At 71.5% G+C, this 19,581-nt stretch carries 17 protein-coding genes; 8 read left to right on the plus strand and 9 right to left on the minus strand.

Annotated elements, in window-relative coordinates; translation table 11 throughout:
• Positions 1 to 47: 47 nt before the first annotated feature.
• The 5 genes from EDD27_RS40695 (at position 48) to EDD27_RS40715 (ending at position 7,391) form a co-directional block, all read left to right on the plus strand.
• Positions 48 to 2,240 carry an NACHT domain-containing protein gene (locus EDD27_RS40695; RefSeq protein WP_127937115.1) on the plus strand — a complete coding sequence of 731 codons (2,193 nt, stop codon included), beginning with the start codon at positions 48 to 50 and terminating at the stop codon, positions 2,238 to 2,240.
• A 4-nt stretch (positions 2,241 to 2,244) separates the two neighbouring features.
• A complete protein-coding gene (locus EDD27_RS40700) occupies positions 2,245 to 2,733 on the plus strand; it encodes a MarR family winged helix-turn-helix transcriptional regulator (protein ID WP_127937116.1) in 489 nt (162 codons plus the stop codon).
• Between the two features lie 71 nt (positions 2,734 to 2,804).
• Positions 2,805 to 4,247: an MFS transporter gene (locus EDD27_RS40705; RefSeq protein ID WP_127937117.1), complete on the plus strand. Its 1,443-nt coding sequence runs from the start codon at positions 2,805 to 2,807 to the stop codon at positions 4,245 to 4,247.
• A gap of 140 nt (positions 4,248 to 4,387) precedes the next feature.
• Positions 4,388 to 5,878, plus strand: coding sequence for a serine/threonine-protein kinase (locus tag EDD27_RS40710; protein ID WP_127937118.1), 1,491 nt, complete (start codon positions 4,388 to 4,390; stop codon positions 5,876 to 5,878).
• Positions 5,879 to 6,077: 199 nt separating this feature from the next.
• Positions 6,078 to 7,391: a sensor histidine kinase gene (locus tag EDD27_RS40715; RefSeq protein ID WP_164904007.1), complete on the plus strand. Its 1,314-nt coding sequence runs from the start codon at positions 6,078 to 6,080 to the stop codon at positions 7,389 to 7,391.
• 59 nt (positions 7,392 to 7,450) lie between these two features.
• Here EDD27_RS40715 and EDD27_RS40720 read toward each other — a convergent pair whose 3' ends face one another.
• Entirely contained in the window at positions 7,451 to 8,176 is a 726-nt protein-coding gene (locus EDD27_RS40720) for a YoaK family protein (RefSeq protein ID WP_127937120.1), read from the minus strand.
• A gap of 139 nt (positions 8,177 to 8,315) precedes the next feature.
• Positions 8,316 to 8,774, minus strand: a complete 459-nt coding sequence (locus EDD27_RS40725; protein ID WP_127937121.1) for a GtrA family protein — start codon at positions 8,772 to 8,774, stop codon at positions 8,316 to 8,318.
• Positions 8,775 to 8,974: 200 nt separating this feature from the next.
• Between EDD27_RS40725 and EDD27_RS40730 the strand changes: the two genes are divergently transcribed.
• The gene (locus EDD27_RS40730) at positions 8,975 to 10,402 is read left to right on the plus strand and encodes a ricin-type beta-trefoil lectin domain protein (RefSeq protein ID WP_127937122.1); all 1,428 of its coding nucleotides are present in this window, start codon (positions 8,975 to 8,977) and stop codon (positions 10,400 to 10,402) included.
• Positions 10,403 to 10,422: 20 nt separating this feature from the next.
• Here EDD27_RS40730 and EDD27_RS40735 read toward each other — a convergent pair whose 3' ends face one another.
• Positions 10,423 to 11,484, minus strand: a complete 1,062-nt coding sequence (locus tag EDD27_RS40735) for a LacI family DNA-binding transcriptional regulator (protein WP_241564522.1) — start codon at positions 11,482 to 11,484, stop codon at positions 10,423 to 10,425.
• Positions 11,485 to 11,564: 80 nt separating this feature from the next.
• Here EDD27_RS40735 and EDD27_RS40740 point away from each other — a divergent pair, with 80 nt between their 5' ends.
• Both EDD27_RS40740 and EDD27_RS40745 read left to right on the plus strand, forming a co-directional pair.
• Complete coding sequence (locus EDD27_RS40740; protein WP_127937124.1) at positions 11,565 to 12,371, plus strand: MOSC domain-containing protein; 807 nt, start codon at positions 11,565 to 11,567, stop codon at positions 12,369 to 12,371.
• 73 nt (positions 12,372 to 12,444) lie between these two features.
• Positions 12,445 to 12,741 (plus strand): antibiotic biosynthesis monooxygenase, encoded by a 297-nt coding sequence (locus EDD27_RS40745; protein ID WP_127937125.1) that lies wholly within the window; start codon positions 12,445 to 12,447, stop codon positions 12,739 to 12,741.
• A gap of 47 nt (positions 12,742 to 12,788) precedes the next feature.
• Here the strand turns inward: EDD27_RS40745 and EDD27_RS40750 are convergent, their stop codons facing one another.
• The 6 genes from EDD27_RS40750 to EDD27_RS40775 all read right to left on the minus strand — a co-directional run bounded on the left by EDD27_RS40750 (position 12,789) and on the right by EDD27_RS40775 (position 19,574).
• Positions 12,789 to 13,172, minus strand: a complete 384-nt coding sequence (locus EDD27_RS40750) for a hypothetical protein (RefSeq protein ID WP_127937126.1) — start codon at positions 13,170 to 13,172, stop codon at positions 12,789 to 12,791.
• Between the two features lie 155 nt (positions 13,173 to 13,327).
• Positions 13,328 to 14,380, minus strand: coding sequence for a thiopeptide maturation pyridine synthase (locus EDD27_RS40755; protein WP_127937127.1), 1,053 nt, complete (start codon positions 14,378 to 14,380; stop codon positions 13,328 to 13,330).
• Between the two features lie 3 nt (positions 14,381 to 14,383).
• Positions 14,384 to 15,295, minus strand: coding sequence for a lantibiotic dehydratase C-terminal domain-containing protein (locus EDD27_RS40760; RefSeq protein ID WP_164904008.1), 912 nt, complete (start codon positions 15,293 to 15,295; stop codon positions 14,384 to 14,386).
• Complete coding sequence (locus tag EDD27_RS40765) at positions 15,292 to 17,817, minus strand: lantibiotic dehydratase (RefSeq protein WP_127937129.1); 2,526 nt, start codon at positions 17,815 to 17,817, stop codon at positions 15,292 to 15,294. The genes EDD27_RS40760 and EDD27_RS40765 overlap by 4 nt, the downstream gene beginning before the upstream one ends.
• Before the next feature lie 53 nt (positions 17,818 to 17,870).
• Complete coding sequence (locus tag EDD27_RS40770) at positions 17,871 to 18,050, minus strand: hypothetical protein (RefSeq protein ID WP_127937130.1); 180 nt, start codon at positions 18,048 to 18,050, stop codon at positions 17,871 to 17,873.
• A 45-nt stretch (positions 18,051 to 18,095) separates the two neighbouring features.
• Positions 18,096 to 19,574, minus strand: a complete 1,479-nt coding sequence (locus EDD27_RS40775; protein ID WP_127937131.1) for a SagB family peptide dehydrogenase — start codon at positions 19,572 to 19,574, stop codon at positions 18,096 to 18,098.
• Positions 19,575 to 19,581 lie beyond the last annotated feature (7 nt).

The raw sequence follows: 19,581 nt of genomic DNA on the forward strand, positions 1-19,581 counted from the left end.
GATGAAGGCTAGGTGCACAATGAGGAGATCATCCTCGTGGAGGCCTCATGTCGAAGAGACTCTCCTACGCCGATGCGGCCAAGCTGCTCGGTGGTCGAAGCACCGTGGTCGAGGCGTTGGACAAGGCGACGGGAGGGCTTCTGCTGGCCGCGACGGGCGGCGGTAGCGAACTGGCGGTCAGCCTGTTCGACGCCAAGGGGGAGCTGGCCAAGCTGAGCGGCGAGCTGGTGAAGGGGCTCGCGGACCGGTTACGTGGTCTGAGTAGATATGACCGGACTGAGCGGCTTGCGGCGGCGCAGCGGGTGCTCGTTCTCACCGCGTACTTCGACGCGGTGCGACAAGCCGAGCTGCCCTTCGACCACGCCAAGCTGCGCCTGGGCGCGGCGGCCGAAGTGACGGTGGCGACCGGCCGCACGTGGGAGGGTGGTCTCGGCAGGCTCGCGAGAATTCTGCTGGACACGGACATCCCCAGCCACTCCCCACGCGATCGCCGGGATACGATGCCCCGGTCGCTTCGCCGGTACTACGGCTCGCTCGGCGACGACCTGCTCGCGTACCTCTCGGAGCAACCGGCGTGGGCGAGCGCGCCGGAGGCCGCCCGCGAACGCTTCGCCCGAGCCCTGCGCGAGCAGGTGCCGGAGGCGGCGCTGCGTCACTACGGCGAGCTGTTCACCCGCCTGGCCGGCGACTTCCCCGAGGTGGCCTACTGGGCCGCGCGGCTCGACCACGAGGCGACCAGGAGCGAGCTGCGCCGGCTCGGCATCGGGCTCACCGACTTCGGCCGCGTGCTCGAGGCCATCGCCTCCGGCCGGGCGCCCGACGAACGCCGTCAGGCGCTGACCCGCCGGTACCGCAGGCAGCTGGAGCGGCCCATCGTGGCCATGGGCGACATCCCGGAGGGGCTGGTCATCCCGTCGCTGGAGACCGCGTACGTCAATCCGCGTTACCGGGTGGTGCCGGTGATCCGCGCGGACCGGCTCGACGAGGAGTCCTGGTGGGCTCAGCACGAGGTCAGGGACGACCTGCAGGGTTTCCTCATCGGGCACCTGACGTCCCGGCATGCGGTGGAGGCGCCGTTGGTGGTGCTGGGCCAGCCGGGTTCGGGCAAGTCCGTGCTCACCAAGATTCTTGCCGCCCGGCTGCCCGCGACGGACTTCATGGCCGTGCGTGTCGTGCTCAGGGAGGTGCCGGCCGACGCCGACCTGCAGAGCCAGATCGAGCACGCGATCCGCGACGCGACCGGCGAGCAGCTGTCCTGGCCATCCCTGGTGCGAGCGGCCGGTGACGCGCTCCCCGTCGTCCTCCTCGACGGGTTCGACGAGCTGCTCCAGGCGACCAACATCGGCCAGAGCGACTACCTGGAGCAGGTCGTACGTTTCCAGGAGCGCGAGGCCGACCAGGGCAGGCCCGTCGCCGTCATCGTCACCAGCCGCACCGCGGTGGCCGACCGGGCACGGATCCCCCCGGGCGGCGCCGTGGCGCTACGCCTGGAGCCCTTCAACAACCAGCAGGTGAGCCGCTGGCTGGAGATCTGGAACGCGGCCAACGCCGCCTACTTCTCCGCCCAAGGGCTGTCGCCGTTGCCGATGGCGGCGGTGTACCGCCAGCCGCACCTGGCCTCCCAGCCGTTGCTCCTGCTCATGCTCGCGCTCTACGACGTGGGCGATGACGCGCTGCGGGCGGAGGGCCCGGAGCTGGGCTCGGCCGAGCTGTACGAGCGCATCCTGGTGCGCTTCGCCGAGCGCGAGATCGGCAAGTCGGCGCCCGGCCTGGAAGGCGACGCGCTGCGCTCCGCCGTGGAGAAGGAGCTGCTGCGCCTGTCGGTGGCCGCGTTCGCGATGTTCAACCGGGGCCGTCAGTGGGCGACCGAGGAGGAGCTGAGCCGCGACCTCACCGCGCTGCTCGGCGCGCCTCCCCCGCCCCCGCCGCAGGGCTTCGCCGCGCCCACGACACCGGGGCAGCAGGTCGTCAGCCGCTTCTTCTTCGTCAGGCGGTGCCGATTTCAACGCCGATGGGGTCGGGGACATCTTCTCGGCCGCGACCGGAACGCTGACCGTCTGGAACGGCAAGGGCGCCAACAACTTCGGCCCCGCCATCGAAATCGGGACCGGCTGGGCCCCCTACTTCTAACCCCATTCCACGAGGCATGGCGATCGGGACTCGATTCCGGTCGTCATGCCTCTTCGGCGTATATCGTCCCTTCGCAGATAATCCGCAGCAGGACCACTTGGGTAGGCTGAGAACATGACAGCGATGGCTCCCGCGCGGACAGAAACCGACCTGTCCTTCCTGCTCGACCACACCAGCCACGTGCTGCGCACCCAGATGACGGCGGCGCTGGCCGAGATCGGGCTGACGCCGCGCATGCACTGCGTGCTCGTCCACGCACTGGAGGAGGAGCGCACCCAGATCCAGCTCGCCGAGCTGGGCGACATGGACAAGACCACGATGGTGGTGACCGTGGACGCGCTGGAGAAGGCCGGGTACGCAGAGCGCCGCCCGTCCAGCACCGACCGCCGGGCGCGGATCATCGCGGTCACGGATGCGGGCGCTGCGATCGCCGCGCGCAGCCAGGAGATCGTGGACGGCGTGCACCGGTCGGCATTGAACGCGCTCCCCCAGGACGAGCGCGAGGTCCTGGTACGCGCCCTGAACCGCCTGGTCAGCGGGCATCTCGCCAGCCCCGCCGAGGGTCCGCAGCAAGCGCGCCGGGCCCGGGAGCGCGCAAAGTAGATCCGAAAAGGATCGTCTATTACGGAACTATCTGCTACGGTCTCTCCTGTCGACTTGAGACGGGAGAGACCATGTCGTACGTGCGTAACTCGCGCTGGACCGCGCTGGGCGTGTTGTCCGCGACGGGACTGATGACGATCCTGGACGGCAGCATCGTGACGGTGGCGATGCCCGCCATCCAGAAGGACCTGGGCTTCTCCGGCGCGGAGCTGAGCTGGATCGTCAACGCCTATCTGATCCCCTTCGGCGGTCTGCTGCTCCTGGCCGGGAGGTTGGGCGACCTGATCGGGCGCCGGACCATGTTCCTGGCCGGGAACACGATCTTCGCCGCCGCCTCCGTGCTGGCGGGCGCGGCCACCGGCCCCGGCCTGCTCATCGCCGCCCGGTTCCTGCAGGGCGTGGGCAGCGCGCTGGCCTCCGCCGTGGTCCTGGGCATCCTGGTGACGCTGTTCACCGACCTGCGCGAACGCGGCAAGGCCATCGCGATCTTCAGCTTCACCGGTGCCGCCGGCGCCTCGATCGGCCAGGTCCTGGGCGGTGTGCTCACCGACGCCCTGAGCTGGCCGTGGATCTTCTTCATCAACGTGCCGATCGGCGTGATCACCGTCGTGCTGGCGCTGCTGGCGCTGCCCGCCGACCGCGGTGTCGGCCTGGCGGCCGGCGCGGACGTCATCGGGGCCGTGCTGGTGACCACCGGCCTGATGCTGGGCATCTACACCGTCGTCAAGGTCGAGGAGTACGGCTGGCTCGCCGCCCACACCCTTGGCCTCGGCGCGGTGTCGCTGGCCCTGCTCGCCGCGTTCGTGGCGCGGCAGGCGACGGCCAAGGCCCCGCTCATGCCGCTGCGGATCCTGCGCTCGCGCAACGTGGTCGGCGCCAACCTCGCCCAGATGCTGGCCCTGTCGGGGATGTTCGCCTTCCAGGTCCTCGTCGCGCTTTACATGCAGCGGGTCCTGGGTTACGGAGCGCTCGACACCGGGCTGGCGATGCTCCCGGCCGCGGTGGGCATCGGCTCGATCTCGCTGTTCGTCTCGGCCCGGCTCAGCGCCCGCTTCGGCGCCCGTACCGTCCTGCTGGCCGGCCTTGTGCTGCTCGTCGGGGCGATGCTCCTGCTCACCCGCGTCACGGTGAACGCGGACTACGTCGCTCACCTGCTCCCGCCGATGCTGCTGATCTCGGGTGGCGGACTTGTGCTCCCGGCGCTGGCCACGCTGGGCATGTCGGGCGCGCGGGAGAGCGACGCGGGGCTGGCGTCCGGGTTGTTCAACACCACCCAGCAGGTCGGCATGGCCATCGGTGTGGCGGTGCTGTCCACGATGGCCGCCTCGCGCACCGGTGAGCTGCTGGCCGCCGGAGCCGGCCAGGCCGCCGCGCTGACCGGAGGCTACCGGCTGGCGTTCGGCATCTCCGCCGGGCTGTTGCTCGCGGCGTTCGCCGTGGCCCTCGTCGTCCTGCGCCAGCCCGCCCCGGCCGCCGCCGAACCCGCTCAGGAGGAGGCGGTGGCGACCTCCTGAGACCGGCCTCCCGCCCGGGCGATCATTGGTCGCCCGGGCCCTTTCGATGTACGGGGCGCGTCAAGCGAGTTGAAAGCTCAGGTGGCTAGCTTGCACAGGCTGTGGAGAGAGGTGCGATACGTGGTAGATCAAGCCACGACGTGAACGGCGGAAGGCTGTCCGGCAGGTACGCCTTGATCCGTCAGCTCGGCAGCGGCGGCATGGGCACCGTCTGGCTGGCCAGGGACGAGATGCTGCACCGTGAGGTCGCCGTCAAGGAGCTGAAGCTGCCTGACGGCATGGGCGAGGCGAAGCGTGCCGAGGCCGTCACCAGGTCTGTACGCGAGGCGCAGGCCACCGCCCGGCTACGCCACCCCGGCATCGTCGAGCTGCACGACATCGTGGTCGAGCAGGGCCGGCCCTGGCTGGTCATGGAGCTGCTCCGTGGCCGCACGCTGGACGAGACGGTCGCGCTGCGGGGCCCGCTGCCTCCCCGGCAGGTGGCCGGCATCGGCGCCGACGTGCTCGACGCGCTGAACGCCGCGCACGCGCGCGGTCTGCAGCACCGCGATGTGAAGCCGGGCAACATCTTCCTCACCGACAGCGGCCGGGTCGTGCTCACCGACTTCGGCATCGCCAGGGAGGAAGGCCAGGAGACGCTGACAGAGACCGGAATGATGATCGGCTCACCCGGTTTCATCGCCCCGGAACGCCTGAGGGGCGACAAGGGCGGCCCGGCCAGCGATCTGTGGTCGCTCGCCGCCACGCTTTACCTGGCGGCAGAGGGGCGCCCGCCCTTCGACGGCTCCCCCTCCGAGCGGATCAGGGCGACGCTGAAAACGCGGCCCCGTCCGGCCCGCGAGCCTCTCGGCCCGGTCCTGGCGGCCATGCTCGCCCGCCCCGCGACCGCCAGGCCGGACGCCCAGACGGCCCTGCGCGCGCTCAGGGACATCGCGGCCGGCCGGCCCACCCGGCTGCCCCACGCCGCCGCCATGATCCGGGAAAGGACCCGCAGACGTGGCCGTATCTGGGCCTTATTGGTCATCACGCTGGCGTTGGTCGTCACGGCGTTCGTCGCCGCCACCAGGAGTGCCGAGACAGATGTTCCTGACGCCTTCACCGTGCCCATCGACGTGTGCACGGTGCTGCCGGCCCAGGAGGCGGCTCAGCTGCTCAAGTCACGCCGGCCCGTGACGGGCCGGCCGAGCACCGACCAGGGCGGGCCGACGTGCCGGTGGACCATCCCCGACCACGGGATCAGCCTCCAGGTGCAGACCGACTCCGGCACCGCCGACCCGTGGTCGATGACCAGGCAGACCGCGCACAAGCTCCTGCTCAGCGAGGAACGCTACTGGCGCGAGGCCGGGCAGAACGTGGAATGGACGTGGGAGGCGATCGGCGCGGCGGATTCCTACACCGCGAAGAGCACGCCCAGCCGCAGGATCGAGGGGGTGGGTGAGGAGGCGTTCGCCTTCGAGCTGACCGGCCCGCACGGCAGGGTCCACACTTCTGTCGTCAGCTTCCGGCTGGCGAATCTCGTCGTGGCGGTCCGCTACACGACGCTGGCCACCCGGCCGACCGACGCGTCCATCAAAGAGACCGCGCTCGAAGCCGCACGGCTGACCGAGCATGCCCTGCGCCGCGCCGCCTGACGCGTACCTGCTCGCCGACGGCCATCCTCTGCGGGAGCACGCGTGGCGCACCGACCGTGCGGGCACCTCATCCTCGGCTACGCCACGCTGGGCGTGCTGCTCGCCCTCCGGCCCGGCCTGGTCATCCCGCGCGGCTGAGCACCTCACCGGCATCCGCCGCTTTACCTGCGGTTTCTTCGGTAAGTGACACAGTATGAGCATGGCAGGCGGCCGCTCCATCAGGGCCCGGATGACGATCGCGACGGTGGCGCTGTTCGGCGTCATCGTCAGCGTGTGGGTGTTGGCGATCTCGCTGACGTACCCGGTACGCGCGCGAGCCGACCTCGTCGCCCAGGCGGACGCCGCCAGTCGCCGCCTCGCCACCACCATCGACAAGGTGCGCTTCACCGGCTCCATCCCGCCATGGGACGGTGTGCAGATCATGCAGATCGTCGACGCCTCCGGCCGGGTGCTGGCCGCCACCGAGGGGAGCGCCGGCCGGCAGGCCCTCACCGACGCCCGGCCCACTGGGGGTGACTCCCGGGTCATGGACCGCGTGTGCCACTCCGGCGGCTGCATGGTCGTGGTGGGAACGAGCAACCCCACCAGCGTGTACGGGCCCGTCGTCGCCTACGCGGCCACGCATGAGCCGTTCCTGCTGAGATCGCCGTTCCTTCCCGTGATCCTGTCGGCCTCGGCGGCGGCGTTGGTGGCGCTGTTGGGATGGGGCGCGTGGTACGGCACCGGCCGGGTGCTCGCTCCCGTGGAGCGGATCCGATCGGAGCTGGAGCACTTCAGCGCCCAGGATCTGAGCCGGCGCATCGACGTGCCCGACACGAAGGACGAGGTCGCCGAGCTCGCCACCACCGTCAACGGGACCCTGGCGCGGCTGGAGAACGCCGTGGAGCGGCACCGCAGCTTCGTCTCGGACGCCTCCCACGAGTTGCGGACCCCCATCGCCGGGCTCCTCGTACGCCTGGAGTCAGGGCTCCACGACCTGGACGAGAAGGAGTGGCGGGCGGCGATCAGGGACGCTCAGCGGCTGTCGGACATCGTGCACGACCTGCTCTTGATGGCCCGGCTGGACGCGGGCACGCCGATGGAGCAGCAGCGGATCGATCTCGGGCAGCTGGTAGAGGAGGAGATCTCCCAGCGGCCCTCCCGGTTGCCCATGACCATCGACGTGGAGCCCGGAGTGCACGTCCGGGGGAGCCGGTTGCGGCTGGGGCGGCTGCTGACGAATCTGCTGTCCAACGCCGATCGGTACGGCGACTCCCGGGTGTGGATCTCCGTCCGGGGACACGCGGACGAGGCCGTGGTGGAGGTGCGGGACGACGGGCCGGGGATCCCCGAGGAGATGCGGGACCGGGTGTTCGAACGGTTCACCCGGCTCGAACACAGCCGGTCCCGGGATACCGGGGGCAGCGGGCTGGGGCTGCCGATCGCCCGTGACATCGCAAGGGTCCACGGCGGCACGCTGGAAGCCGGAGGCGACTCAGGAGGGCGGCTGATCCTGCGCCTTCCGCGCGATTGACCGGGCCGGGCGTTTCACGGACTGTCCGTCCGCCCGCGCGATTGACCGGGCCGACCGTCTTACGGACGGTCTATCCGCCCGCGGGTGGAGATCGCGATGATCGCGACGACGACGCCGACCAGCAGCACCGGCAGGGCCGGCGCCCACAACGGCGCCACGCGCAGCAGCAGCGCGCCGATGATGGCGCCGCACAGCAGCGCTGCCAGCCTGCCCACGTCGCCCGCGACGGCGGCCCGCCGGCGTGGCGTGCCGGTGCGGGTACGCATGAGGCCGGTCAGCGTACCCGTCAGGTAGGTGGTCGATGCCCCGGGCACGCCTGAGCTGATCGTCAGCGCGCTCTGCACACCCATCGCCGCCGAGGCGGGCGCGAGCAGCAGCACGGCGGCGTTCGTGTTCGGCTGCCCGTCGATGGCCAGCCATCCAGCGCACACGCATGCCAGCAGCGCCAGCTCGGCCACGGCGATCAAGCAGGCCCGCCGGCGCCAACCGGCCCCGCTGCCGAGCCCTGCGCTGCCGGCCGCGACGCCGAGAGCGTAACCGGCCACGGCTGTGGTGACGCCCGCCGACAGCGCACCGTCCAGCGTCGCGACGCCACGCCCGAGTTGCACGAGATTGCCGGTGACGACGCTGGCGAACGCGCCCCCGAGGCGCGTCACGCACACGGCGTCCAGGCAACCCGCGGCCGCGGCGAGAACCACCAGCAGGCGTGCCACCACCCGCTCGGACACCATTGGACCGGCCCCGCCCGACACGCCCGCGGGCGGCCTGATCTTCTTGTGTGACATGCCACCTCCTCCTGTGTTCAGCGGGAGGAGGGTTCGGCTCGGGCGAGGACGGCGGCCACCGTCACGTCAGCGCCCCCTCGGAACGTAGCCGTGGTGGAACATGTCCAGGTCGGACAGGCGGGAATCCTTTTTCGCGGCGTCAGTGTGTCGTTGAGCGCAGCCTCGGGTTGAACACCCATCCCTGCAACAGGGTGAACCGGATCGCCGACGCCAGGCCGTTGGCCAGGATCACCGCGATCAGCTCAGCCGTCGCCGAGGAGCCCGACGGCAGGACGGCCAGGCTCAGCGTCGAGATGCCGAGGCCGATGAGGAAGGCGATGAGCCCGCCGAGATGGTCGCGCGCGGCTCCCGCGCTGCCGGTCACCCCGAACGTGAACCGCCGGTTGGCGGCGGTGTTGGCGATCGCCGTGGTGAGCATGGCGATGGTGTTCGCGGCCATCGACGGCAGGATCGCGGAGAGCGCCCAGAACAGCACCAGATAGGCCACCGTGCACGTGGCTCCGACGACCGCGTAGGACGGCAGCCGGCGGGAGATCGTGGCCGGGCCGGAGTCCGATGCGGTGGCCGGGGCGTGGGGGGCGGTGGTCAGGACGCTCATGACATCGATGATCGGGAGCCGGCATGGGAGCCCCCTTGGCCCAGCATTAAACGCAGGTAAGAAATCCCGCGAAGCAGGTCCACGCACGCAGGGTGTTGACACGGTGACCGCCGCGCTTCAGTATCCCTTCAATGGTTGCGCAACCATCACTGCTCTCTCTCCACCCCCGTGAACCCCCACCATGAAGGAGACGTACACGCATGGCTGCGCTGACACGCGGGCTTGTCCCGCGCGCGGTGGCGGCGGCCGTCCTGCTGGCGAGCGCGCTCACCGCCGCGCTCGCCCAGCCGGCCACCGCGCATTCCCGCGGAACGAGTGACTTCCGCGGCGTCAACTGGGCCGACCCGCGGGACAACTACGCCGCCGACCAGGTCGTGCCGACCGGCCTTTCCACCTCCGACGATTACGCCGCCACCCACGCCAAGGCGAAGCGGATCGTCTCAGGCTTCCAGTCGGTGCTGGGCGCCAACACCGTACGGATGCCGGTGAATCCCTCCAGCGTGGGAACCACCTGGTGGTCGTCCTACACGGGCGCCATCGACGCCGCGCTCGCCCGTGGCATGAAGGTCATCCTGAGCTACTGGGAAGCCAACACCGCCAAGGACGGCAAGATCGACGACGTGGCGGCGTGGAACGCCATGTGGGACACCATCGTCGGCAAGTACGGCAAACACTCCCGCGTGTACTTCGAGCCGATGAACGAGCCATTCGGCTACGGCCTGGACCAGTGGGTCACGATCGGCGCCGACTGGCTGGCCGCGCACCGCCACGTGCCGCGCGGGCGCGTCATCGTCAGCGGCACCGGTTACAACGACAATGTCACAGGGGTCGGCGCCGCACCCGAGCTCCAGGGCACCCTGCTGTCCCTGCACTTCTACGGCTTCTGGGCCGCCCACACCACCGAGGCCGAGTGGAAGGCCGACCTGGCTGCACGCCTCGGCGAGTACGCCTACCGCACCCTCATCGACGAGGCCGGCGCCCCGATGACCACCGGGCTCAACTACGGCGCGTGGAACGGCAACATCTACACCTCCTACTTCGCCGCCACCACCAACACGGCTCGGGAGAAGCGGATGGGCCTGGTCTACTGGCCCGGGCTGCGGGCCGGGGACGCCTACTCACTGCTCTCGCAGAACGCCGACGGCACCCTGACGCCCAACAGCGCGACCGGTCTCGCCCAGCTGAGGTGGGGCTGGGGATTCGGGGACGAGCCGCCGGTCAACGACGACCCGCCCGCTCCCCCGGGCGAGGTGATCAGGGGAGTCGGCTCGGACCGATGCGTCGACGTGCCGGGATGGAGCACCGCCAACGGCACCCAGCTCGACCTGTGGGACTGCAACGGCGGCGCCAACCAGTCCTGGAACCACACCACCGACGGGGCGCTCATGGTCTACGGCAACAAGTGCATGGAGATCGGCGGCGACGGCGTCTCGCCGGGCAGCCCCGTGCAGATCAACGACTGCGCCGGCACGCCCGCCCAGAAGTGGGCCGTCAACGCCGACCTGACCATCACCAATCCGGCCACCGGCCTGTGCCTGCAGGCCACGGGCGCCGGAACCGGCAACGGGACGCTGATCGACGTGGGACAGTGCGCCGGCACCTCCCACCAGCAATGGAGGCGCTCCTAGGGAGCAAGGAGCACCGCGCCTCACATGGCTGGTGGAGGCGCGGTGCTCTGCCGTACGACCAAAGAGGTCGGCACGATGTGCGTGCGCAACGCACCGGTGTGGTGGCGGATCTCGTCCAGCAGGCTGTCCACGCAGAGCCGCCCGATTTCGTCAAAGTTCTGGTGCACGGTGGTCAGCGGGGGCCAGAACGACTCCGAGTCCTCCATGTCGTCGAAGCCGACCACGCTGACCTCGCCCGGGATGGCCCGACCGGCCTCGTGCAGCGCGCGCATCGCCCCGAGCGCCATCTGGTCGTTGGCCGCGAAGATCGCCGTGACCGACGGGTCCGCGGCCAGGGTCTTCCCGTGCCGGTAGCCGGACTGGGTGGTCCAGTCGCCGCCGAACACGCGCGGCGGGCGCACACCGGCCGCGCGCAAGGTCTCCTCCCACGCCTTCGCCCGCGCGGCGGCCGCGAACGACCGCGCCGGACCGGCGATGTGCCAGACCGTACGATGCCCCAGCGACAGCAGGTGCCCGGTGGCCAGCCGCGCACCGCCCTCTTGATCGCTGTCCACGACGCAGAATTCCGACGCCCCGCCCGAGTCGGCCACCACGATCGGGATGCCGGGCGGGAGGGACAACTGCTCATCGCCGAGCAGCCGCGCTTCCACGATCACGACGACGCCGTCGACGGCCTGCATCTTCAGCCGGGCCACGGCGCTGTGCACCTCGTCCTGGCTGGTGGACGGCGCGGTCAGCAACGTCACCGCGTAGCCCTGGCGCTCGGCGGCGGCGACGGTCGCCGCGACGGTGCGGGCGTTGCCGTACGTGGCCATCGTGAACGTTATGACGCCGATCGTGCCGAACCGGCCAGTCGCCAGGGCACGGGCCGCGGTGTTGGGCTGGTATCCCACCTTGGCCATGGCGTCGAGCACCTTCTTGCGGGTGGACTCGCGTACCGTGTCCTGCGCGTTGGCGACGCGGGAGACGGTGATCGGGGCGACGCCCGCGACGCGCGCCACGTCGATCAGCGACGGCCGCTTGCGCGGCCCCGACGGCTTCTCGCTCAACGCCGGCTTCTCCTGCGGGATCCGGGGCACCACCGACCTGAATGGTAACGGCAGATCGTGGTTCCTACCGTGTGGCATTGTGCGTACGCTCGGGCGCATCCTACGATTCGATCATGAGACTGGTCGATATCCGGATTTATCCCGTTAAATCCGGTGCCGGATGTCGCGTGCCCGAAGCCACCGTGGAGCCCTGGGGGCTGGCCGGAGATCGGCGGTGGGCGGTCGTCGACGAGGCGGGCGACAACCTCTGGCTCGGCGAACATCCCCGGATGGCATCGGTCCGCGCGCAGAACGTGGACGGCGGCGGCCTGCTGCTGTCCGCCCCTGGCATGCCCGACCTGAAAGTCCCGCCGGCTGCCGGGGAGCCGGTGCCTGTAGGCTTCACCGGCCTGGATCAGGCGATCGCCGCCTCCGACGACGCCCACACCTGGTTCACCCGGCTCCTGGGCTGCCCCGCCCGGCTGGTCTGGCTGGACGACCCGCGCCGCCGTACCATCGATCCGGCCCACGGAGGCCTGCCCGGCGAGGTGGTCAGCTTCGCGTGGGACGCGCCGCTGCTGCTGACGTCCGCCGCGTCACTGCGTCTCCTGGACGAGCAGATCGGCGGGGACACCCCGCTCGACATGGCGCGTTTCCGCCCCAACGTGGTGATCGACGGCGCCGAGCCGTACGCCGAGGACTCCTGGACCGAGATCAGGATCGGCGAGGTCGGCTTCCGTGTCTCGGAGTTGTGCGACCGCTGCGCGGTCACCACCATCGACCCGGTGACCCTGGTCAAGGACAAGGAGCCGATCCGCACCCTGGCGAAACACCGCCGCTGGGACGGCAAGACCTGGTTCGGCATCCGCCTGGTGCCGCAGAACGCGGGACGACTCCGGCTCGGCGCTCCGGTCTTCGTCAAACCGGACAGCCGGAGCTAGGACGGACACCACGGTCTATCGTGGAAGTGAGAGAGGGTCATCAAGCCGAACCTGTGTTCCAGAGGAGGCTGTGATGAGGGAACACTTCATCTGGGTGACAACGCGCCGCATCAGGCCGGGCACGTTGGAGGAGTTCGAACAGGCCTGGCGTCCGGAGCCCTACCCGGAGGGTCTGCACCACGCCTACGCGTACTGGACCGAGGATGGGCTGGAGATCACCGGGGTGTCGTTCTGGGATTCGAAGGAGGCGTGCGACGCCTGGCGAGAGTCGGAGGGCGAGGCACGCCGGCGCGAGGCCATGGCCCCGTATGTCGTGGAGGAGCGAGAAGGCTTCTACCGGGGCCGCGAGCTCGCCGTACCCGTGCGATGAGGCAGAGCGGGGGCGACGGCGCGTTGCCGCGCCGTCGCCGGGCTCGATCAGCTGTAGAAGTACTTGCTGCCGCGGCTCACGATGGTGCCGCGCTCGCCCCAGTAGGTCCTGACCGTGGCGCGGTAGTAGGTGTCCTCGTAAGCGGTGGCCAGGCTCCGGCACGTCTTGCCCGAGTGGCCGTAGTAGTTGTTGTTGTCCCGCCAGGTGTAGGAGGGGCCGCCGCCGTTGACCGGAACCAGCGCCACCTCGACCCAGCGCGGGCCCTCGCTGTTGTAGGCCTGGGCGCAGATGGAGTCGGTAGCGTCGTCGTACGTGACGACGCCGTCGCCGACATTCCAGGTGAACGAGGCGGCCTGGGCCGGCTGCGCGAGCACCATGCTCGCCGCCGCCACACCGATGCCCACAACGGCCGTCTTGATCAGTTTCTTCATCTTTTCCCTTCCGGCTCGAGCGGATCATTCGCCGCTCGTTGCCGATCTTTGACCAGCCGGCCATCATGACAAAAGGTCTTACACTGAGTGTTCGCCGCCTAGACACGCAAACGTAGACATCCGCCCACTGATGGGACATTGATCTCACAACGTGCCTACCGGCTCTCTATGTACTGCCGGATCTGCTCCAGACCCGACACCCCGTACGCGTCCTCCACCGCGTTGGCCGTCAGATGGCACAGGTGGAACCGTTCGAGGGGGGTCAGGCCCAAGCGGGTGAGGTGCAGGTACGTGTAGTTGAGCAGCACCCGGTAGCGCAGGAACGACGGGTCGGCGAAGACGGCGTCGTGGTAGGCGGGGCTGTCGAAGATGAGCCGGTGGAGCTCGCTCGGTTCGCGCCGCGGCGCCAGGACGGGGGCTTCGCCCGGCCCGGTCATCGGCTGGGCCAGTTCGCCGGCCCGCTCGCGGTAGGCGTCCATGAGGGCGGCCCACTCCCGTACGAACGGCATCGGCTCGGACTCGGGCTCGTCCAACGTGCGGATCACGTCGCGGACCCGCGCGACCAGCGCGTCACGCTGGGCGGCGTAAGCGCGGTCGAACGCGGCCCGGGAGGCGGCGGGGTCGGCCGCCCAGGTCAGGTAGCCCTCCGCGTGCGACCGGAACGACATGTAGCTGCTGGTGATCGGCTGGGACGTGTGGGCGACGGTCAGCATCAGGTTCATGGCCACACCCAGCTTGCCGCCGGCGTGCTCGAGCATGTCGAACAGCAGGTCGTTGCTGTCGGCGTAGAACGACGTGAGCAGGTCAACGGCCTGGTCGCTGCCCAGAACGTGGTGGCGCGAGTCGAACGGCTCCTCGTGAATGGAGTTGTCGGCCCGCCACGGGGTGAGCGGGCCGCGCTCCTCCTCCCGCATGGCCATCAGCCGGTGCCTGGCCAGGATCGCCTCGGCGTCGAGGGTCGTGGTGGACGGGTGTTCCTTCAGGTAGCCGCCGACGATCTCGTCGAGCGCCGGCCGGACGACCTCCCGCCACACGTCCGGCGACGTCCGTACGTTGATCCGCACGTGCGGGCCCTGACGCCAGTGTCTGAGCACGTACGCCGCCTCGACCTGCTCCCGCACCCGCGCCAGCAGCGGACGTACCGCGCCCAGCAGCAGGGCGTCCCTGTCGGCGTGGTAGTAGACGTGGGCGCAGTGCCAGGTGGACATGAGTTACCTCCGCGATGCGGCGAGTTCGGTCAGGGTGCTGGCGAGCAGGTATGTCGTCCGCAGCTCGGCTTCGCGGCCGAGCCCCAGGCGGTTGTGGAAGAGATGGGCGCACCGCAGGAGGATGAGCGGCACGGTACGGCGGGCGGGCGGCAGCGCCATCGCCAGGTGGGCGTGCGGTGAGCCCGGGTCCCGTGGCCTGCATCGGCCTGCGGCGTGCAGCGGCTCGAGCGCCGCGCGCAACGACTCGACCGACTCGCGCCAGGTCCCCAGCAAACCGCCGGGGGTGGAGCTCCAGAGGTTCGCGGCCTGCCGCAGGAGCGCTTCCTGGCGCGATCCTTGAGCCGAGGTGGGCCCGGCGGTCTCGGTGAAGCGGGTCGCGGCGGCGGGGAGATCGGGTTCGGCGACGGCCAGGGTGAGCGTCAGCGCGGCCAGGCCGATGGCCACCCGCTGGTCCATCGGCGTGCCCGCGCGCAACACGCGCAGCGCCAGCGTGCTGGAGTCTGTGAAGTGGCGCTCCACGGCCGCCAGGCAGGCCTCGTCCCCGTAGGCGGCGTGCTCCGGCTCGTACGCGATGAACTCGACCGTCTCCCCCGGCCGCAACCGCTCGTCGAAGTGCTCTCTACGTTCCTCCCGGGCGACGACCGCGGCGAAACGGCGGTAGACGTCCTGGCCGAACGGGGGCGTGGACGGATGCCCGGCGAAATGGGCGGCGGCGGCAGAACGTACCAGGTCGCGGGCCCGGTCCGGGTCGGCCGTCTTCAGCCGGAGCCGGACATGCTGTCCGCCCTCCCAATACCGCAGGAAGAAGTGCTCCTCCGCGTCCAGCGCGCCGACGACAGGGGACACGACCTCCGTCACCAGCGCGTCCAGGTCGCCGTAGTGGAACACGTGCGCGCTCACCCACTGCCCGCTCACGACCGCGACACCTGTACGGCGTACTCGGTGACGTGGCGTTCCCCATCGCCGTACACGGGGGCGTCGGCCGGGTCGGGAAGGGCCTCTTCCAGCACCATCAGAGCGTCCGGGTCGCCGATCGACCGGAGGAATCCGGTGAGCAGCAGGTGGTCCGTCACGTCCACGTACATCGGCTTGCGTCCCTTGCTCAGCAGCCCGATGCCCAGACCGGCACGCAGGTCCACCACGCGGGCGAAGAAGCGGCGCGCCACCCCATGGGCGGACAGCCAGGCCGCCAGCCTGGGCAGGTACGCCGCGTCCGCCTCGCCCCTCAGCGGTACGGGGAAGTCACCGGCGCGCAGGCGTACGCAGGCGCGGGCCAGGGTCACGCGGCCCACATCCAGGCGCGGCCAGCGTTCCACGACGCCCGGCGGGGGCACGTCACCGCCCGCGCGGAACACCCAGCCGGGCACCATCGCCGTGGCGGGCTCGCCGAAGACCCGGATGAGGAACTGGAGTGCGGGCGGCAACCAGTGCTGCGCGGCCAGGCCGAGGTGCACGGGCCGGACCTGGCAGCCGGTGGCGTCCCGCAGGGCCGGCCGCTCGGTGACGGCGTCATAGGTGACCACCAGCTCATCCATCGAAACCTCGGGCATCCCGCCGCTCGCGCCCGTGCCCGGGTAGGCCAGGGCGACGTCGGCAGTGGCGGTGCGGAGGTTCAGGCCGCCGCCCGCGATGGCCCGGCACTCGGCCAGGCGTACGCCCTCCTGTGGAGCGCGCAGCAGCGTGGCGGCCGGAGGCTGATCTCCGGCGAGGGTGATCAGCCGATGCAGGCGGGACAGCCCGCGCCCGTAACCGGCGGAGACGGTGCCGAGGACCAGGCGCGGGCCATCGGGGGCGGACACTACCTGCACGTAGCAGCACACCGACCCGGGCGCCTGGACGAACGGCGGCCACCCGGTGGCCAGCTGCGCCAGCTCCTCCACCGGCAGGCAAACCGGGGCGCCGCCGCCCGGTCCCGCGTTCGCGGCCTGCCAGAAGCGCCGGCGGGCCGCGGCCAGCGCCCGCATTCCCGGCAGGTCGGGCAGCCCCGCACCGCCCGGGGTGGCCAGGGGGTTGCCGAGCAGCTCGCGCACCATCAGCCCCGCCGGCCCAGGATGCTCCGCGGTGTGCAGGTCACGGTAGAAGACCGGCGCCGGCACGGAGGCGTCGGGCCCGTACCGATCGAGGAAATAGGCGGCCGCGCTGACCTTGGCGGGCAGGTCGGAGTCGAACAACCCGAGCAGGCCGCGAACGGCATCCAGATCGTCCAGCAGCGCCTGCCACACGCCGGCCCCGCAGCGCCCGGCGACACCGGTCAAGAGCGCACTTTCCGGGCACAGGTTCTTGTCCGGCAGCCAAGGATGGGCCCGGGCTCCCGGGGAGAGCAGCTCCTCCAGCGCCTCCCGTACGGTGTCGATGCTCTTGCGGCGGTCGTCACCGTGCGCGGCCTCGGCGATGCGGCGCACCGTCGCCGCCAGCGAGGGCACCGGCAGCCAGGAGGCGAGGACGCCCACCGGGTCGTCCCCTTGCTCGTCGTAGGGAGGCACCAGCTCGACCAGCCCCGCCTGCACCAGCGGCCGCAGGCCGGGCACCGACCCCGCCGCCACGTCCGGGTGCGTGCGGAGCCAGGCCAGCGCCGCCCGTACGTCCTTCCCGGCCGGCACGCTCGACAGCCGCTCGGCAGGCCCGGGCCCGAGGAACCAGATCCGCTCCCCGTCGTCGTACGCCGCCGGGTTGACCCGCAGCCGCGCCCGCGCGTACACCTCGGGATGCCTGGTCAGCGCCGCCCACACCGGCTGCAGCACGGCCCGGTCGAGCTCGACGACCCCCTGCCAGTCCAGGGAGTCCGGCGGCTGCACGGCGGGCCCGCCGGCCGCCCACGCGCCGAGCCCGCTGAGCGTGAACGTCGCGTACGGGCTGGTCTTGGCCGCGGCCCTGGCCACATACCTGGCCAGGCCGAGCAGCTCCTGGCGTCCCGGGGGGCGGCCGGCGAGCCAGCGGTCCACCTGGGCGGACAGGACGGGACTGCCCTGGGCGAGTCCGCGGCGGAAGGTGTCGGCGCCGGCGGCGTGCCGCAGGGCCTCCACCGCCGCGTCCACCTCCGCGGCCAGCACCTCGGGCAGCCGCCGTCGCACCTCCTCCCGGTGCTCGCGACGCGCCAGCCAGGCCTCGACCCGGTGCGCGAGCTCATCCGGCAGGTACGCGAGCGCGTCGAGGCTGCGCCGGTCCGGTCGCCGGTCCCCGTACACCGCCCGCCGCAACGCCACGAGCAGCGGCTTCGCCGGGGTGCCCGCGGCCGCGCCGATCGCCTCGTGCAGCGGCTCGGACAGCTCCGCGCCCTCGCGGGAGAGCCAGGCCGAGACCTCGGCCAGCTCGTCCACCAGCGCCCACGTCTCGACGCAGCGCATCCGTTCCAACCGCTCCACCGGCACGCTCGCGACCCGCACCCCGAACACGGGCGCGACCGCGTACCCCGCCCCGGACGGCACTGCTCGGCTCATCAAGGCTCCTAGCGGCCGGGGGCGCGCGACGGCGCCCCCGGCCTATCTGATCACTACTGCTCGGGCACCCAGCAGCTGCACGCCTGCATGTACGACGAGCAGTACGGGCTGTACGAGGACGCGCCCGTCTCGATGGCCCCGTGCCCCTCGACCACGATCGAGTCGGCGGACAGGACGTCGATGGAGGCCACTTCGAGGCCGCTGAGGTCGAGCGGCAGGATGTCGTTGCTCATGGTTCTCCTTTTGTCTGATGAGCTCTGATCCGTGTTCGGCGCGGCTCAGGACGGTTCGGCGCCACCTCCTCGGGTCGGGGGACGGTGGATCGGGCGGGCCAGCGCGGGACCGCCCGCGCGCGGGGTTCCCGCCAGCAGGAAGGTCAGGCTCCTCCAGCGGGTCCCCACGAGTCCAAGTGCTTGGTCGGCGGCGTCGGCGCCGTCGGTGTGCAGGCGTGCCGTCAGGCCCAGCGCCGCCACGGTGAGTGCGGCCCGGTGCGCCGCCATGCCGGCCTCGATCTGCCGCGTCCGGTACCAGCGGGCGCCCATGCCGGCCAGCGGATCGGTGACGGGCACGAGGGCGATCGCGGCAGTACGCAGGGCGTTCCTGGTGTTGGCCAGCAACCTCCCGGCTTCCGGCACGGCCGTCGCCCCCACCCGGTGCAGCACGTGCCGGCCCGCGTCGTAGCGGTACGCCCCCGGGGCCAGGCCGCGTACCCGCTGCGCCAGCAGGTACAGCGCCGCCGTGCCCAGACCGTCCCCCGGGTACGGCCGCGCCGCCTCGGCCAGGACGGCGGCCAGCGAACGCAGCGGGATCGGCTCCGGCCGGTAGCCCGCGGGAGGGGAGGCGCGGCGGGGCACGCCGTCGGCGAGCCGCACCGGCAGCGGGTCCGGGAGCGCCAGCCCGGGCCCCGGTGGCAGCGGCGGCACCGCGGGCCGTCGCGCGACCGAGCCGGGATCGGACCTGGCGGCCTGGTGCAAAGCGGCGGCCGGGCCGGGCGGGAGCGGCCGGGGACGCGGCTCGCTCTCCCGTTCCCAGGGCCCCCGGGGCAGGTGCCGGTGCCGGCGGGGGGCTGTCGGCAGGCGCAGGGTGAGAACGGCCAGCGCGCCTTCCCTGGCGCCGTCGAGGCCGAGCAGCCGCTCCACCCGCGCGTCCTCGAAACGCAGGTGAACGCCCACCTCCACGCCGAGCCGCCGCCCCACCGCCAGCGCCTGCGCGGCCAGGACGCCCACTTCCTGGCAGACCAGCCGGTATCCGAGGTCGCCGTACTTGAACATCGACCTCAGGAACACCCCGCTCAGCACCAGCACCGCATGGGGCTGCGGAGCCGGCGGGCAGGCGAGACAGGCGGTCAGCTCGGGGGTGTGCTCGCCCTGACGCACCCGTTCGAGCGCGTGGTGCACGGGGTCGTAGTGGTACAGGTCGCCGCAGGCCAGGTACGCCTCCACCGGGTAGAGCGCGCCTCCGGACGGCGCCGGGCGGCCCAGCAGGAGCAGCGGCGGGCCGCCTGCGGGGCGGCCCTGGTCGTCAGTGGGGTGGTACCAGATGAGCCGGGCGATGCCGAGCAGCTCACGCAGCAGTTCTCCCGCCGCCGCGAGCTCGCCCAGGCCGGACGGGCTCTTCGCGTTGTGGGGCAAGGGGATGCGGGCGGCGTCCGGGTAGCGCTTGTGCCGGGTCGGCGCGGCGCTCCAGTCGACGGCGAGCGGTCCGCGCTCGCGCAGCGCGGCCACGTAGTCGTGGACGGCCGTGTTCGCGGGGCTCATGGTCACG

Source organism: Nonomuraea polychroma, from assembly GCF_004011505.1.
GTDB lineage: Bacteria > Actinomycetota > Actinomycetes > Streptosporangiales > Streptosporangiaceae > Nonomuraea > Nonomuraea polychroma.

Bases quoted from the DNA above. Each gene is read 5' to 3' on its own strand.
- EDD27_RS40695 (WP_127937115.1), top strand. From the start codon at position 48: ATGTCGAAGAGACTCTCCTACGCCGATGCGGCCAAGCTGCTCGGTGGT.
- EDD27_RS40700 (WP_127937116.1), top strand. From the start codon at position 2,245: ATGACAGCGATGGCTCCCGCGCGGACAGAAACCGACCTGTCCTTCCTG.
- EDD27_RS40705 (WP_127937117.1), top strand. From the start codon at position 2,805: ATGTCGTACGTGCGTAACTCGCGCTGGACCGCGCTGGGCGTGTTGTCC.
- EDD27_RS40715 (WP_164904007.1), top strand. From the start codon at position 6,078: ATGGCAGGCGGCCGCTCCATCAGGGCCCGGATGACGATCGCGACGGTG.
- EDD27_RS40720 (WP_127937120.1), bottom strand. From the start codon at position 8,176: ATGTCACACAAGAAGATCAGGCCGCCCGCGGGCGTGTCGGGCGGGGCC.
- EDD27_RS40725 (WP_127937121.1), bottom strand. From the start codon at position 8,774: ATGAGCGTCCTGACCACCGCCCCCCACGCCCCGGCCACCGCATCGGAC.
- EDD27_RS40730 (WP_127937122.1), top strand. From the start codon at position 8,975: ATGGCTGCGCTGACACGCGGGCTTGTCCCGCGCGCGGTGGCGGCGGCC.
- EDD27_RS40740 (WP_127937124.1), top strand. From the start codon at position 11,565: ATGAGACTGGTCGATATCCGGATTTATCCCGTTAAATCCGGTGCCGGA.
- EDD27_RS40745 (WP_127937125.1), top strand. From the start codon at position 12,445: ATGAGGGAACACTTCATCTGGGTGACAACGCGCCGCATCAGGCCGGGC.
- EDD27_RS40750 (WP_127937126.1), bottom strand. From the start codon at position 13,172: ATGAAGAAACTGATCAAGACGGCCGTTGTGGGCATCGGTGTGGCGGCG.
- EDD27_RS40755 (WP_127937127.1), bottom strand. From the start codon at position 14,380: ATGTCCACCTGGCACTGCGCCCACGTCTACTACCACGCCGACAGGGAC.
- EDD27_RS40765 (WP_127937129.1), bottom strand. From the start codon at position 17,817: ATGAGCCGAGCAGTGCCGTCCGGGGCGGGGTACGCGGTCGCGCCCGTG.
- EDD27_RS40770 (WP_127937130.1), bottom strand. From the start codon at position 18,050: ATGAGCAACGACATCCTGCCGCTCGACCTCAGCGGCCTCGAAGTGGCC.
- EDD27_RS40775 (WP_127937131.1), bottom strand. From the start codon at position 19,574: ATGAGCCCCGCGAACACGGCCGTCCACGACTACGTGGCCGCGCTGCGC.